Source organism: Pseudanabaena sp. BC1403 (assembly GCF_002914585.1).
In the GTDB taxonomy this organism is placed as follows: Bacteria; Cyanobacteriota; Cyanobacteriia; order Pseudanabaenales; family Pseudanabaenaceae; genus Pseudanabaena.
In genome coordinates this window covers 70,843-84,514 of the sequence record NZ_PDDM01000016.1, presented here as the reverse complement: position 1 = coordinate 84,514, position 13,672 = coordinate 70,843, and the positions used below count along the sequence as shown (strand labels likewise).

11 protein-coding genes are annotated in these 13,672 nt (G+C 40.5%); 4 read left to right on the top strand and 7 right to left on the bottom strand.

Features of this window, described 5'->3' with window-relative positions:
- Positions 1-72 precede the first annotated feature (72 nt).
- On the bottom strand, positions 73-4,788 hold the full coding sequence (locus CQ839_RS15255) for a pentapeptide repeat-containing protein (protein ID WP_103669146.1): 4,716 nt from the start codon (positions 4,786-4,788) through the stop codon (positions 73-75).
- Positions 4,789-5,526: 738 nt separating this feature from the next.
- Positions 5,527-6,702, bottom strand: a complete 1,176-nt coding sequence (locus CQ839_RS15250) for an LL-diaminopimelate aminotransferase (protein ID WP_103669145.1) — start codon at positions 6,700-6,702, stop codon at positions 5,527-5,529.
- A gap of 422 nt (positions 6,703-7,124) precedes the next feature.
- On the opposite strand from CQ839_RS15250, the gene CQ839_RS15240 reads away from it, so the two are divergent.
- Positions 7,125-7,478 carry an iron-sulfur cluster assembly accessory protein gene (locus CQ839_RS15240; protein ID WP_103669143.1) on the top strand — a complete coding sequence of 118 codons (354 nt, stop codon included), beginning with the start codon at positions 7,125-7,127 and terminating at the stop codon, positions 7,476-7,478.
- A gap of 94 nt (positions 7,479-7,572) precedes the next feature.
- Here the strand turns inward: CQ839_RS15240 and CQ839_RS15235 are convergent, their stop codons facing one another.
- Together CQ839_RS15235 and CQ839_RS15230 are read right to left on the bottom strand one after the other, a co-directional pair.
- On the bottom strand, positions 7,573-7,971 hold the full coding sequence (locus CQ839_RS15235) for a GFA family protein (RefSeq protein WP_103669142.1): 399 nt from the start codon (positions 7,969-7,971) through the stop codon (positions 7,573-7,575).
- A 13-nt stretch (positions 7,972-7,984) separates the two neighbouring features.
- Positions 7,985-8,476, bottom strand: coding sequence for a DUF2059 domain-containing protein (locus tag CQ839_RS15230; protein WP_146048748.1), 492 nt, complete (start codon positions 8,474-8,476; stop codon positions 7,985-7,987).
- A 177-nt stretch (positions 8,477-8,653) separates the two neighbouring features.
- Here CQ839_RS15230 and CQ839_RS15225 point away from each other — a divergent pair, with 177 nt between their 5' ends.
- Positions 8,654-10,303, top strand: a complete 1,650-nt coding sequence (locus tag CQ839_RS15225) for an ABC transporter substrate-binding protein (RefSeq protein ID WP_103669187.1) — start codon at positions 8,654-8,656, stop codon at positions 10,301-10,303.
- 186 nt (positions 10,304-10,489) lie between these two features.
- On the opposite strand, the gene CQ839_RS15220 is transcribed toward CQ839_RS15225, so the two are convergent.
- The 3 genes from CQ839_RS15220 to CQ839_RS15210 all read right to left on the bottom strand — a co-directional run bounded on the left by CQ839_RS15220 (position 10,490) and on the right by CQ839_RS15210 (position 11,770).
- Positions 10,490-10,942 carry a hypothetical protein gene (locus tag CQ839_RS15220; protein WP_103669140.1) on the bottom strand — a complete coding sequence of 151 codons (453 nt, stop codon included), beginning with the start codon at positions 10,940-10,942 and terminating at the stop codon, positions 10,490-10,492.
- Positions 10,939-11,430: a hypothetical protein gene (locus CQ839_RS15215; RefSeq protein ID WP_103669186.1), complete on the bottom strand. Its 492-nt coding sequence runs from the start codon at positions 11,428-11,430 to the stop codon at positions 10,939-10,941. The genes CQ839_RS15220 and CQ839_RS15215 overlap by 4 nt, the downstream gene beginning before the upstream one ends.
- Positions 11,431-11,572: 142 nt before the next feature.
- Entirely contained in the window at positions 11,573-11,770 is a 198-nt protein-coding gene (locus CQ839_RS15210) for a transposase (RefSeq protein WP_103669139.1), read from the bottom strand.
- Positions 11,771-12,267: 497 nt separating this feature from the next.
- Between CQ839_RS15210 and CQ839_RS15205 the strand changes: the two genes are divergently transcribed.
- A complete protein-coding gene (locus tag CQ839_RS15205; protein ID WP_103669138.1) occupies positions 12,268-12,834 on the top strand; it encodes a hypothetical protein in 567 nt (188 codons plus the stop codon).
- 112 nt (positions 12,835-12,946) lie between these two features.
- Positions 12,947-13,636: a GUN4 domain-containing protein gene (locus CQ839_RS15200; protein ID WP_103669137.1), complete on the top strand. Its 690-nt coding sequence runs from the start codon at positions 12,947-12,949 to the stop codon at positions 13,634-13,636.
- The last annotated feature ends 36 nt before the right edge of the window (positions 13,637-13,672 follow it).

Here is a 13,672-nt window from a genome sequence, read left to right as displayed (position 1 = left end):
TTTGTTTGGGCTTTGATTTCCTAAGCAAATCTTGTGAAGTATAGAGAGAACTTTGCTCTCTATACTTCTTATCTAGAACTTACAAGGGCCTTTCTTGCCATTCGGACAGATTGTTTCTTCATCTGTCTTAGGTAGCTTGTTTTTATCAAACTGAACATTAGTAAGGTTAATACCATTTAGCTTTGCGCCACTCCAGTTAGCCCCATTTATCTGACCACCAGAGAGATTGGCTCCACTCAGATCTGTATTAGTCATGTCAGTATAGTTGAGCTTAACATTAGTTAGATTGGCGCGTTTTAGACTTGTAAAACTCAAATTTAAACCTGACAGATCTTGATTAGCTAAGTTACGCCCTTCACGAGGCTCATTGACAATTTGCCAAGCTAGCAAAGTCGTCGCACTAAATTTTGTTGCTTTCTCTGTCCCTTGAGCGCCTATTTTAGAATCTTTTAGATTAGCTCCTTCCATTTTAGCGCCGACAAAATTAGAACGGGCTAAATCTGCACCCGCGAAATCGACAAGATTCAATTGAGCATTGCTGAACTCCGCCCAAATGACACTAGATTGAATTAATCTAGCCCGATTGAGATTTGCTTTAGTAAAGTTTACTCCATCAAGGTTTGCCCCTTGAAAGTTTGCCCCAACAAGACTAGCATCTTGCATTTTCGCCCCTGTGAGAATGGCTTTGCTGAAGTCCACATTATCCAGCTTCGCTCCTTTGAAATCTGCATTTGTAAAGTCTCTTCCACTGGCATCTTTAAACAGTCCCCACCGCAGACCCAAATCAAAAATAGGTCTATTGAGTAGACTATAAAGCAGAAAAGCCCCACCGATCGCACCTAATCCGATCGCAGGAATTTTGAGATAGTTTTGCCATAGCGACTCTAAGCTGATACTCGGTATAGTTAATTTGGGTTTACTAGGATTGTTTGACGATGGTGCAGATGGCTGTTCATATCCACTATATGCATCATAGCTATCTTCGGTAAATCGATTGAAATCGATTTGATCGGGATGTGTACCCATCCGCGCTTGTGTAGAATCCCCGAAGCTTGCCATTGGTTTACGGCGATCGCGAGGAATTTCTTTAGTCTCACTCACCCCAGTCATGTCAAAGCGAGAATCAGCTATTGGATTAGTTCTCACCCGTGAAGGTAGCTGCGTACTTTGAGGACTGATCGTAGTGATACTGTCAGATAAATCACCGCTATCTAGCAACCCAGACCAATCTGTATTGTCGTCATGAACTTCTAAACCAAGATCGTCAAAATCAGGCAATCCTGTTTCTTTGCGCCTAGAAACATTAGAGGGAGAATTGCGCTCTCTCCTTTCTCTGCCTTGTGAAGATCTTCCCGCAGATTTTCCTGCACTAGGAGGAGTTGCACTGTTTATATCAGAATAGGAAGACCCTGTTGAAGTTCTTCCTCCAGAAAGTACAGTATCAGCATCTAATAAATTTGACCAGCTCTCATCAATTGAGTCGATAGGCTTGCTGCGATTTCTATGTTGGTCTGATTGAGAATGAAATCGGTCAAAATCATCTTCTTCACTTCTTCTGCCCATTCTATTTTGGGGCAATGGCTGATTACCAGCATTTGCCGCAGGATGAGTTATTACTGGAGTTGTACCCTGAGTTGGGTTGCGCTTTGGAGGTAGCGGCGGTAGAAATGGTGGTGGCGGCGGTAAATTACTGATAGATGGAGAAGTAGGTTCTTGTTTAGTGAGGGGAGGAAGACTCGGAGGCATTGGCACAATTGGTGGTGCTGGTGGAGTCAGACCAGTAGATATTGGGATGGAGGCAAATCCATCGTCGAATCCACTGTCACCAAGTGGGTCGATACTTTCTAGGTCAAAATCATCCAAAAAGTCGCGATCATTTGATCCTAGCTCGAACTTTGTAGATGCTGCAAAATTTGAGTTTGGAGATGGCATAGGAGTTGACATAGTTGGGGACTCTTTTGCTGACACAAAATCATCGTCTTCTGGTACAAGCCCATTAAGTAAATCATGAGCTAAAGCTTCTTCCTCAAAATTCACTTCTTCATAGTTGTCGTTAAGTAAATCATTTGCCAAAGCCTCTTCAAATGGATCGCTTTGTGAGACTAAATTGTTCGCAAAATTATCTATAGGAGCGATTGAAGGCTGCTGATGGGCAAATCCCGAAAGTGAATCTTCTGAAAATGCATTAGAACGATTTGGAGAGAGTGTTGTGGGGATACTGCCGAGGTTGAAATCGGAAGGAGGAATGTCTAGTAAACTATCTTCATCGAAAGAAGCTAGATCGAAATTTTCATCAAGTATACTTCCTATATTATCAATATCATTACTAGCTATAAGACTTGATTTTGCATCACTTGCATCCCAATTAGGACTTCCCAAGTTAGCATTAACTTGTGGAACTACATCATTGTCAAAACTATCAGCATAACTAGCAAAGTTATCAACTAACCCCTCTTCAGTAGCAAAACTATCAGCATAACTAGCAAAGTTATCAGCTACATCCGAGTCATTAGCAAAACTATCGTTATAATTAGCAAAGTTATCAGTTATACCTAAATTAGAAGATTGCTCCGCAGCAAAACTATCGGCATAATCAGAGTCAGTAGTTTGCTCCGCAATTGATTCACTAAGATTTTCCCAATCCGAAGATGCAGGAAGATAGTTCTCAGAAAAGCCAAATTCACCAGCTTCTAAACTTGCATCAATATCATCATGGGAAGGATCGATAAATTCACTGAAGTCTGTAAATTGTTGCTGCTCAGCAAGTTGTTCATGTACATCTAGAGTGCCTGATATATCATTATAATCAAAAGCTTCAGACTCACTGATACTTTCAACGATTTGATTGCCGTTATTTGCGATCGCCCAACCGTTGGCATCAAGATTGTCTCCAAAATCAAAACCTTCATTGAAAGGAGGCTCTGTTATACTACTGTCAACTAAACCCAATAAATCATCATTAAAAATTTCCGAAGATTCTTCTACAGGTGGCAAATAGTCTTCTGTCTCAACTAACGGTTCATCCCAAACGACATTGTTCCCATTTCCAATTTCAGCTTCTAGACTTGCACTCCAATCAACCTCTTCACTAGGAGCAGTGACAATCATCTCATCTTCTAACGCCAAGTCCCTATCCGAGTCAACCCCAATGAAATCGCCACTGATAGCATTGGCTTCAATCTCCATACTCCAATCTTCATCGAGTCCAATTTGAGGCTCAAGTTCACTGTCTATCTGATCAGATGGCTGTTCAGATGGCTGTTCAAATGGCTGTTCAAAAGCTGGATCAATTTGTGAACTAAATCCTGCCTCAAATTCTGTCTCAATAGATCCCAAATTGGAATCTACATTATCTAATTCAAAATTAACATAACTTTCCATTTCGGAAGAAGCTAGATTAGGCAGATCAAAGCCAATATTTTCTTCTACTTCAAATTGATCTATTGTTGGCTGACTCTCCCATTCATCAGATGAACCAAAAGCATTATCAATAGATGTAGATGATATTAGATCAGCTGCTATGTTAGGAGTACTGTCCCAAACCGCATCTTCGATCGCATTTTCGGCAATTTCTCCCCAATCATTAGTGAATGCATTCTCAACTGACTCATCAAGTACGGATTCAGGCTCAAGATTTGACGAAGTAGTAGACCAAAAATCATCTTCAGTCACACTTGATTCAAATGATTCTAGAGACTGTGCTGCGCCAAAGTCATCATTTAGGTTACTGTCAAATTCTGATTCTAGACTACCAACTGCAAATCCATCAAAAGATAAATCTTGATCTTGTACATTTTGCAGGTCGTCTTGAAATTCGCTTTGAAAGTCATTCCTAATCTCAAAATCTTCAACTATCTGATCAGATTGGATCTCATCAGACAACTCTAAATTATCGACCAATAAATTTTCAGCATCATTACTATCAGAAAACAAATCAGAACCTAAATCTATATTCTCTGAAGCATCTTCAGTAGCTCCACCCCACGCTGAAACTTGATCTGATATTTCAGGAGATTTAACAGCAATTTCTAGATCGGGATCTCTAGTTAACTGATTAAAATCGTTTTCAAAGATTCCTGAAATGCTATCCCAGTCATCATTTTCAACATCAGCAATCAAATCAAAACTTGAGTCATCGTTTTCGTCTAGCAATTCTGCTAGTCCTTGGATCTTACCTTCAGTATTGTCGATCTCATTTTGCAACTCATCAATACTGAGTGAGTCTGAAATGCCCAAGTTTAAAGAATCTAGATCGGAGAAATCAGAATCCTCCAAAAAGTCGAACTCATTCAAGCCCAGGTCTTCATCTAGACCATCCAATATGTTATCTGTTAGTGGCTGAAGAGTTGTCTGGGATTGACCTATATCTTGATATGAAGGATTTGGTTGTGCTTTAATCTCCGCGTTTTCCTTTCTCACACTGAGATCAGTCACAATTAACCAGTCAATATTGTTAACCTCATTATTATCAGTGGCTTTACCCCCTGATGTATTTACTGTGTTTCTTGAAGAAGATGGACTCTCAATTGCATCATCCAAACCTATCGATCGCAAAAACTCTAAATCTTCAAGATCATGATCAACATCTTGATTACTTGATATTTGAGAAGATGATTTGACTGGTGATTGATTTGAGCTTGATTTGACTGCTGGAGATCCGCCAATTCGCGTACTAATATCCGACATAATCATCCAATCAACATCAGCAGCTTCAGATTGCGCTGATTGCTTCTTATCTGGGTCACCAGCACCTTGACCTTTTTGTGGGATGTTTTTATTGGAAGACATGAATCAATCCTCAGCATTATGTTCGGGCTTGCACCACCGCTAGGCGCTTACTAAAATCCAGATCGCAATTTATTTGGATAAATTTTTGTTGTTGTAAACAGTAGTTTAACAACAGCGTAAATATGATTTCAATAAATAACGATTTTCATCAGCAAATCTTAAACCTATAACAGTAAGCGTTCTATTTTAGACTCTTGCAAGCTTTAATTATTTCTTAGCAGACACAGCTTAAGATAATTTTAACAAATAAAGCCTACAAAAGCAGTGTTGATATTTCACTTTTACTAATTCTAATTATAGAAGTCATTTTTTTTAGAAATGCTATCATCCCTAGCCTCTCTTTAAAACTGATTTGAAAATTTTCACTCATGTTACGGGTAACAAAAACCTTCCTAATCTTTCAATGTCATAGTGTTAAGACGGTTTACAAGCCAAGCCCCATTTTTTTTGTATATATCAATGTAAGTTTTGCTTAGGACATAAACCCCAAAGAGTAATGGCGATACTGCGCACTGCCATTACTCTTTGGGGTTTTGATTTGCCCTAACTAACTTAATCACCGCTATAGATAGAGATTATAGATAGAGATTTGGTCTCCAAGACCAACGTCCTTTTTCTCCGTAATACCAATTCACAAAAGTGTGACAACACCTCTGTGAATTAAAAACTAAACTCTGTAAGCGTTTTAAAAACACAAAATGGCTGCGCCACTTTGTGCTTTGGTATAGCATCAGGTTTTTATGATGAGAGATGCAAAAATGTCCCGATTTTTGTAGCAGCTTCTCGTAAAACTTCAGGGGGATGGACTAAAGCAAACCTTACATAGCCTTCTCCATGTTTGCCAAATCCCGACCCAGGGGCAAGGGCGATACCAGTCGATTTAATCAAGTCTAGACAAAATTTAACTGAATTATGGGCATAGCGATCAGGCAACTTCGCCCAGAGATACATTGTGGCACTAGGATTGGAGATTTCCCAACCGATCGCTTGAAGTGACTTGATCATTACATCTCGGCGCTCCTGAAAAGTGGCAACGACTCGATCAATTGGTGTGCGATCGCCTGTTAAAGCTTTGATTGCACCGCGCATGATCCCTTGGTATTGATTGAAGTCTACAGTAGCCTTAATTTGGCGAAGAGCCTTAATTAGTTCACGATTGCCGACGGCAAACCCAACCCGAAAACCGCCCATATTGTAGGACTTAGACATGGTGAAAAATTCGATGCTGACACTGCGATCGCGATCAGCTTGCAAAACTGAAGGTGGCGTTGATCCATCAAATACTAGGTCGAGATATGGGAAGTCATGAACTAATACGAGATTATGCTGTTGACAAAACTTGACAGCAGATTGAAAAAATTCTAACGTTGCTGTTGCTGTAGTGGGATTGTGAGGATAGCTCAACACCATCATTTTTGACTGTGCCAACACTGTCTCTGGAATATCGGCAAAGACTGGTAAAAAGTCATTTTCTGCCAATAGAGGCATTCCATATACTTGCCCTCCAGCCAAATGAATGCCGCCATAGTGCGATGGATATCCAGGGTCTTGTAAGAGGGCAAAATCATCGGGATTGAGCAAAGCAAGCGGTAAATGGGCTGTCCCTTCCTGTGAGCCAATTAGCGGTAATACTTCTGTTTCTGGATCGACTTTGATATGGAATCGTTGCTGTATCCATGCTGCTACAGCCTCACGAAAGTCTAGAGTGCTACCAAATAGCGAATAACCGTGAGTACTGGTATCTTTAAGAGCGTCAGCGATCGCTTCTAGGATAAATGCATCGGTTGGCAAATCAGATGAACCAAGCGACAGGTCAATTACCGCCATGCCAGATGCTTTGACCTGACTTTTAGCAATGTCCATATCGGCAAATACGTTGGACTGTAAAGGCTGGAGGCGATCGGCAAATTGCATAAAACTTAGCAAGTACTTATAAAAATAGGAGATGTGGCGCAAAGCACCACATCTCCTATTTTTATACATTTGTGTGATAAAAAGGGCGTGAGGGTGTGTCGCGTATCCTCACAACTCATTCATGCTTGAGATAACATAGGGTAAGTTGTTGAATTATCGAAAGAAAAATCATGGTCTGCTGTAAAACAAAATCCAACCTAGCTAAGGCTGTAAAACTACATCGCAATTTTCATTTCAAAACTGGATTGCTTCTAGATCAAGGTGTGCGTCTTTTCGGTGTACATAAATGCTTTCTTACCAAACCATTTTATAAAGCCGTTAAAGTAGCTGGCTACACCAATGTTTCTCTAGCTAGTATTGCGCTTGTCTTACTAGAAGACTAATATTGCTCTTAGCACGATTCGTATATAGGAAAATTTCGCATGATTACATTGACTGACGCAGCGATCGCTCGCGTAAGAAATCTCCAAAGTCAACGCGCCACTTCTGCTCCTTTGCGTTTAGGCATTAAGCAAGGCGGTTGCTCTGGTTTATCTTATTTGATGGATTTTGTTGATCAACTTGAATCTGATGATAATCAGTATGAATATAACGGTGTACAAATCGTTATTAACAATAGCAATTTGCCTCAGCTACAAGGTCTAGAACTCGACTACACCGAGGATCTCATGGGTGGTGGATTCCGCTTCCGTAACCCTAACGCCAGCAAGTCTTGCAGTTGCGGTACTTCTTTTGCCACTCCTAAAGAAATTGGTGCACCTGTAGCTTGTAGTTAATCAAAAAAAAGAAGCCTCGCATTGCGAGGCTTCTTTTTTTTGATTGATATGGCAAGGGTAGGCGGTGCAAAGCGCCGCCTACCCTTGTAAGTTTTTATGAGGTAATCTGCTGAATATTATCTTCCCAATGTTTGCCGTCAAAATGCGTAATCGTAAACTGTTCTATTGCTGCATCATCGAGGCAACGAACATTGACATCGTAATCATTAGGATGCGATCGCGGACGATAAAAAGGATGAATCCCGCAAGTTTTGCAAAAATGATGCTTGGCGATACCTGTATTAAAAGTGTAAGTTGATAGATTATCTTCACCTTTCAATAGCTCAAAATCTTCAGGAGGGACAATCAAATGCAAAATCCCTTTCTTTTGGCAAATAGAGCAATTGCAATCGATCGCTTCATATGTTCTTACCTTCACCCGAAAGCGGATGGCTCCGCAATGACAGCCACCAAAGATATTCGTATTTGAGTTGGAATCAGTTAATAGAGACATAAGTTCTGTACAACTAATTCAATAAGTTGGGCGGCATATTTATTTTGCCTGAATTGTAATCATCCCATGCTTGAAAAAGTAATCTCGCTCGCTTTGTACTTGTCTCCTCATAGGCTTGAATCTCAGTTCTCAGCAACTTTTTCATCAATGGGCGCTTTGCTAATTCCATCAATTCCTTTAGTTCCATTTCCGAAAAGTTAGCTTCTAAACGTGCCACATACTGAGATTCCACATATCTCCATCCTGCCACTTGTACCAGAGTCTTTTGCAGCCATTCACTAACCTTGGTTCTAGTACCCGTACCGTAAGCAAGATCGACACTATTCCAAAAATATAAGTCATATTGCTTGCCAATACCTAGCTCAACTAGAAGTTCTCTAGCTAATTGTTTCTTGGATTTTGCGGTAACCGTGATTGGTGCAGGTACATCTTGTTCGGCGTAGGCGATCGCAGGATATGCAAAAAGACACATGCAAGTAACTAATATCAAACTAGATTTTTTCATACTCTCTTCCCTGTGAATAATTAGTGGTGCGAGCCAAAGCCTCGCACCACTAATTATTCATTTTACAATACCTATTTTTTTTCCTGATTCAAACATTACATCGATCCGACATTGTGGGAAGATTTAGCAGTAAGAAATCCAGTTATGTTTTCGGCTAATAAATCAATAAATAGATCAATGAGATATTTGCTGCGTCGCTTTTTGGCTTGGTTTGCGATCGCCATCATCACAATAACCACATTATTTGCCTGTACAAATGGCAAAATCATCAATAACGGGAGACTGGGGATTAGCGATCGCACTGATGAGCGCATCGTTTTGGGCACAACCAGCAAAATTCGCACGCTCGATCCTGCCGATGCCAACGAATTTTTTATCAGCAATATTTTTTACAACACGCTCGAACGTCTTTACACATATAAAGAAGGCTCCAACGAAATCATTCCTCAACTGGCGGCGGATATGCCCAAAGTTAGTGAAGATGGATTAATCTATACAGTGCCAGTGCGAACAGGGATCAAATTTCATGATCGCACTAATTTCAATGCCTACACAATGAAATTTGCCTTAGACCGCTTCATGAATTCTAAAGGCGCACCAGCATATATCTTGACCGATGTGATCGAGGCTATTTCTGTACCTAGCGAAACTGAACTGATTTTTAAGCTCAAACAACCTTTGCAATTTTTCCCAAAGTTCTTAGCGTTTACAGGAGCAGCCGCAATATCACCACAGGTTTATAAACACATTAAAGATGAAAAGACAGGCAAGCTATTATTCTTACCCGATAAATTAGTTGGCACTGGCCCCTATCAAGTTACACAGTTTGTCGAAGGTAGCTACTTACGCTTAGATACATTTCCCGATTATTGGGGTAAAAAGCCAGCCAATAAAGGGATTGATATTCAGTTTTTCTCTTCTAATTCCAACTTACTGAACGCATTTAAGACTGGTGCAGTTGATATCGCATTTCAAACACTTACACCAACTCAGATCAAGAATGTAGAGGCTAACGCTAAGCAAAATGGTTGGACGATCGCATCAGGTCAAGGTGCAACTATCCTGTATATGGTATTAAATACGCAACAAGCACCACTGAATGACGTGCGCGTGCGCCAAGCTCTATCTGCCGCAATCGATCGCCCCCTACTCGAATCACGCATATTTTTCAATCAACGTGCGCCACTATATAGCTTGATTCCTAGCGCCTTTGTAGAATCCAAGCCTGTATTTGAGCAGAAATATGGTGATGGCAACGGTAAACTCGCGCGGCAATTGCTAGAGTCGGCAGGATATTCCGACGATAAGCCTGCTCAAATTACAATTTGGTATTCCCCAAAATATGGCGGTAATGGGGATCTAATCGCTAGCACTCTAAGAGCCTCAATGCAAAAGAATGTCGGTAAAATTTTGCAGATCAAAACTGAGCGCGTTGAAAATACAGTTGGTTATGCTTTTCTGGATAAAGGCGTATATCCCGCCTATTTACTTGATTGGGTTCCTGATATTCTTGACCCCGATAACTACATCAAGCCATTTTTAGAATGTGAAGAAGCAAAAGGCGATCGCTGCACAAAGGGTAGTAGTCAGTTTCAAGGGTCATTTTATAACAGCACAGAAATGAATGGGTTGATTGCTAAGCAGCGTAAAGAACGTGACGTAGTTAAGCGATCGCAAATACTTCAAAAGATTCAAGAACTTCTAGCTGAGGATGTACCATTTATTCCGCTCTGGCAAAACAAAGAATACGCCTTTGCTCAAAAAGGGTTACAGGGAGTCAAAATCGAACCAAACCAACAACTTCCCTACTGGAATATTTCCAAATAACGAAAAAGAGCGCGAAGCGCTCTTTTGCGTTATTTATAGCTGTCGCCAAGCTTACTAAGACATAAAACCCAAGAATTGATTGGCGGCGCGAAGCGCCGCCAATCAATTCTTGGGTTTTGATTTGTCCTAAGACAAGTAACTCTCTCGCTACGCGAGAGCGACTTTTTATAAGTTTCTAGCATTATTTTATTGGCTAGTTTCGCTAATCGTTAGACGATAAGGGGCGCGATCTCCATCAGGTGTACTGATCCAGATCTCATAGTTCCCCGCAACCCAAGCACCCGAAAGTTCAGGGCTTTTACCACTGCGACAATAAATTCCATCAGGCCCCTTAACGAGTAGAGACAAATTTTGATCACCTGAAATCTTCAAGGTTAAAAAACCAAAATCTCTTTGCACTGTCAAACTATAGTTTGGGGCTTGCTGCGTCAATCCTTGGCATTGTCCATTAGCTTTACTAGTAGCAATAGATGCCAAAGGAACATCTCCACCTGCCTTACCAACATAGACTTGAGGATCAGGTGTGAATTTGGGAGAAATTGGCCTTAGTGCTTCTTGGCTCATAGCTGGAGCAACTGATAGTAACATCGGGGCTAGAGCTAATCCTGTTAAAGCGATCGACAGTTTCAAGAATTTCATTTTTGACGTATTTCACTCAAAGACAACGTATAGCCAAAAGATTGATTAACATTTTTAGAACCAACCCAAACCTTGTAAATACCCTTAGGCATACGGCGAGTAACTTGTGGATTGCGTCCACCTGACTCATCGTCAGCACAGATGATGATGCCATTTGGACCTTTAATCAACATGGTCGGATCATCATTAATATTACTGGAATAGACTAAAAGATCCATTACAGGAAAAGTCTCGTTCAAAGTAATTGTATGATTTGGCTCAGCATGAGCAAAACCACGACAATTATCTGCAATCCCCGCAGTACTGGCAATACTGACATTACCGCCACCAGAGCCATCTAAAGTTTTTGGATCTGGTCGAAAATTTCTTCCCAACGAAACTGCACTTTGAGCAAAACTAGGAGCAGCGATCGCCAAAGCCACAATAGTTGTAAAGGTTCCCCAGCCTAGCTTAACTACATAGGAATGACTAATTTTAGAAACTTTCATACCTGACTCCATGTTTTAAGATGCATTAACTTTGATGCATTGTTCGAGATTCTATATTTGTTAGGTATCATGACTAAATAGATTCTAGTTTTGTTCCTATATTTATTTTAGTTAGTTACCAGAAATATCAATTCAATAAACTTCAAAAAACTGAAAAGTCTCCTTGGATTGTTTTCTGGCTATAGCCGTAGCGACTGTTGCTTTGTCTTTCTGGCCAGCGTTCTTGCTTTCCGTAGCCTAGATGGTTTGATAGTTCTGCTTCTAATGCTCTTTCCCCCAATGCTGTGGTTAGTTGTTTCAGGATTCCTCCTGCTCCAAATAGGTCGGGGATGTTACACATTCTTGTAGCAATTTATCTAGCTAATACCAAAACATAAAGGTGGCTACGCTACTTTATGTTTTTAAAACCCTTACAGGGTGTGCTTTTTAATTCATAGAAGTGTTGTCACACTTTTGTAAATTGGTATAATTCTTTGCGTATATTCATCTGGTTTATAGTGAAAACCTGAAAATTGCTTTAATAATTAAGCATTACTGAGTTGAGATTTGGATTTTTTATAGATTGTATTTCGAGATGTAATAAACTATAGGAATCAGGAGATAATAAGAAATTTAGGGCTATATTAGCTCGAAACATTGATATTAGCTGTATTTTCAAATTAGACATAAAGACTTATCAAAATATTTAGAGTATTAACTTTTTCTGTAGAATTAACTAGAAAGGCTACAGCTTTAGAAGTTTTTTTAATGATCGCGATGATTGCACCAGCAATCGTCATTGCCAATTAAAAGTTTTTGAGCATATCTTGAATATAAAATTTTTGAGGAAAGTAAAGCATGAGTACAAGTAACGAAAGCACCAAGCCAGAAAGCGCCAAGCCAGAAGAAAAATCCGCTCGCCCCACCAAAGCCAAATCTGACAACGAAACAACTGCAAAAACAGGTACAGTGGATATCTCAGCTTTGGCGGTGAAGGAAGATTCTAAACCCGTCGCAGCATCAATCGAACAAAAAGGTTCATTAATTGTGACTGAAACCCTTAAGCATTATGGCGATCGCCCCATTGTTGATGGCGGCTTTCGTGCGGTTGAATATTTCAACAGTTCAGGTGAACGTCCGATCGAGGCTAGCAAGTTGGTAGTGAGTGGTACTTTCACTAGCATGGGTGCTGAACGCCCAATTGTTAGTGGCGGCGTTCATGTAACTGGCACATTTATGTCATCAGGCGAACGTCCGATCGTCGAAGATGGTTTTGTGATTGTCGATAAGTTTTATATTGCTGGTGAGCGTCCTGTTGGCTCATCAGGTTTAGTAATTGATGATACTTATTCCCAAATGGGTGGTGCAAGACCTGTTGCCTCCAATGCGATCGACAATGCAGGATTGATGGGTTACATCGACTAATTAGTTGCGCTTTTAAAAAGCAGCACCCATAGGGTGCTGCTTTTTAAAGTCTTTGGGCTAGGTAAGGGTGTAAATTCAAAGTGGTGCGATTTTTGCGATTTTTAAGATTCTGATGGATACAAAACTAACTGCGTTAAAAGATAAGTTGTTTTCGGGTAAAGAGGCAAACCAATTACCTGCGATCGCCGAATTGGCCACTTTGGGAGAAGAGGGCTTACAAATATTAGATGAATTTATTCAAGCACGTAAAGCCGCAAATACTGATGTGACATGGATCGATGGTAAACTCCATCAAACATTATTGCAAAGCGATCTACCTAGAGCGCTTGAACTAGCCCAAATTCATTATCTTCATGGCGTAGTCACCTTAAAATCGGAAAAGGCGATCGATTATCAACCAATTCAAATTTTGCTAGCGAAGCAAGACTTTGAAGAGGCGGATCGTGTTACTAGCAGAAAGCTATGTGAGGCTGCTGGTGCAGCGGCTTTGCTGCGAGGCTGGCTCTATTTTACCGACGCAAAGTCAATTCCCATTAGTGATTTACAGACGATTAATCAACTTTGGCTAGTTTATTCCGAAGGTAAGTTTGGCTTTTCGGTACAGCGAAAAATTTGGCTCAGTCTTGGTAAGGGTTGGGAAAAGTTTTGGTTAAAGATAGGCTGGAAAAAAGATGGATCTTTTACCCGCTATCCTAATGAGTTTATTTGGAGCCTTGATGCTCCGAGAGGACATTTGCCGCTTTCCAACCAATTGCGCGGCAATAAGACTATGCAGGCAATTTTTTCACACCCTGCTTGGTAAAAAGTAAAAAAGCACGCGCCGCGTGCTTTTTTTGTT

Bases quoted from the DNA above. Each gene is read 5' to 3' on its own strand.
- CQ839_RS15255 (WP_103669146.1), bottom strand. From the start codon at position 4,788: ATGTCTTCCAATAAAAACATCCCACAAAAAGGTCAAGGTGCTGGTGAC.
- CQ839_RS15215 (WP_103669186.1), bottom strand. From the start codon at position 11,430: ATGAAAGTTTCTAAAATTAGTCATTCCTATGTAGTTAAGCTAGGCTGG.
- CQ839_RS15210 (WP_103669139.1), bottom strand. From the start codon at position 11,770: ATGTGTAACATCCCCGACCTATTTGGAGCAGGAGGAATCCTGAAACAA.
- CQ839_RS15220 (WP_103669140.1), bottom strand. From the start codon at position 10,942: ATGAAATTCTTGAAACTGTCGATCGCTTTAACAGGATTAGCTCTAGCC.
- CQ839_RS15235 (WP_103669142.1), bottom strand. From the start codon at position 7,971: ATGTCTCTATTAACTGATTCCAACTCAAATACGAATATCTTTGGTGGC.
- CQ839_RS15225 (WP_103669187.1), top strand. From the start codon at position 8,654: ATGAGATATTTGCTGCGTCGCTTTTTGGCTTGGTTTGCGATCGCCATC.
- CQ839_RS15240 (WP_103669143.1), top strand. From the start codon at position 7,125: ATGATTACATTGACTGACGCAGCGATCGCTCGCGTAAGAAATCTCCAA.
- CQ839_RS15230 (WP_146048748.1), bottom strand. From the start codon at position 8,476: ATGAAAAAATCTAGTTTGATATTAGTTACTTGCATGTGTCTTTTTGCA.
- CQ839_RS15200 (WP_103669137.1), top strand. From the start codon at position 12,947: ATGGATACAAAACTAACTGCGTTAAAAGATAAGTTGTTTTCGGGTAAA.
- CQ839_RS15250 (WP_103669145.1), bottom strand. From the start codon at position 6,702: ATGCAATTTGCCGATCGCCTCCAGCCTTTACAGTCCAACGTATTTGCC.
- CQ839_RS15205 (WP_103669138.1), top strand. From the start codon at position 12,268: ATGAGTACAAGTAACGAAAGCACCAAGCCAGAAAGCGCCAAGCCAGAA.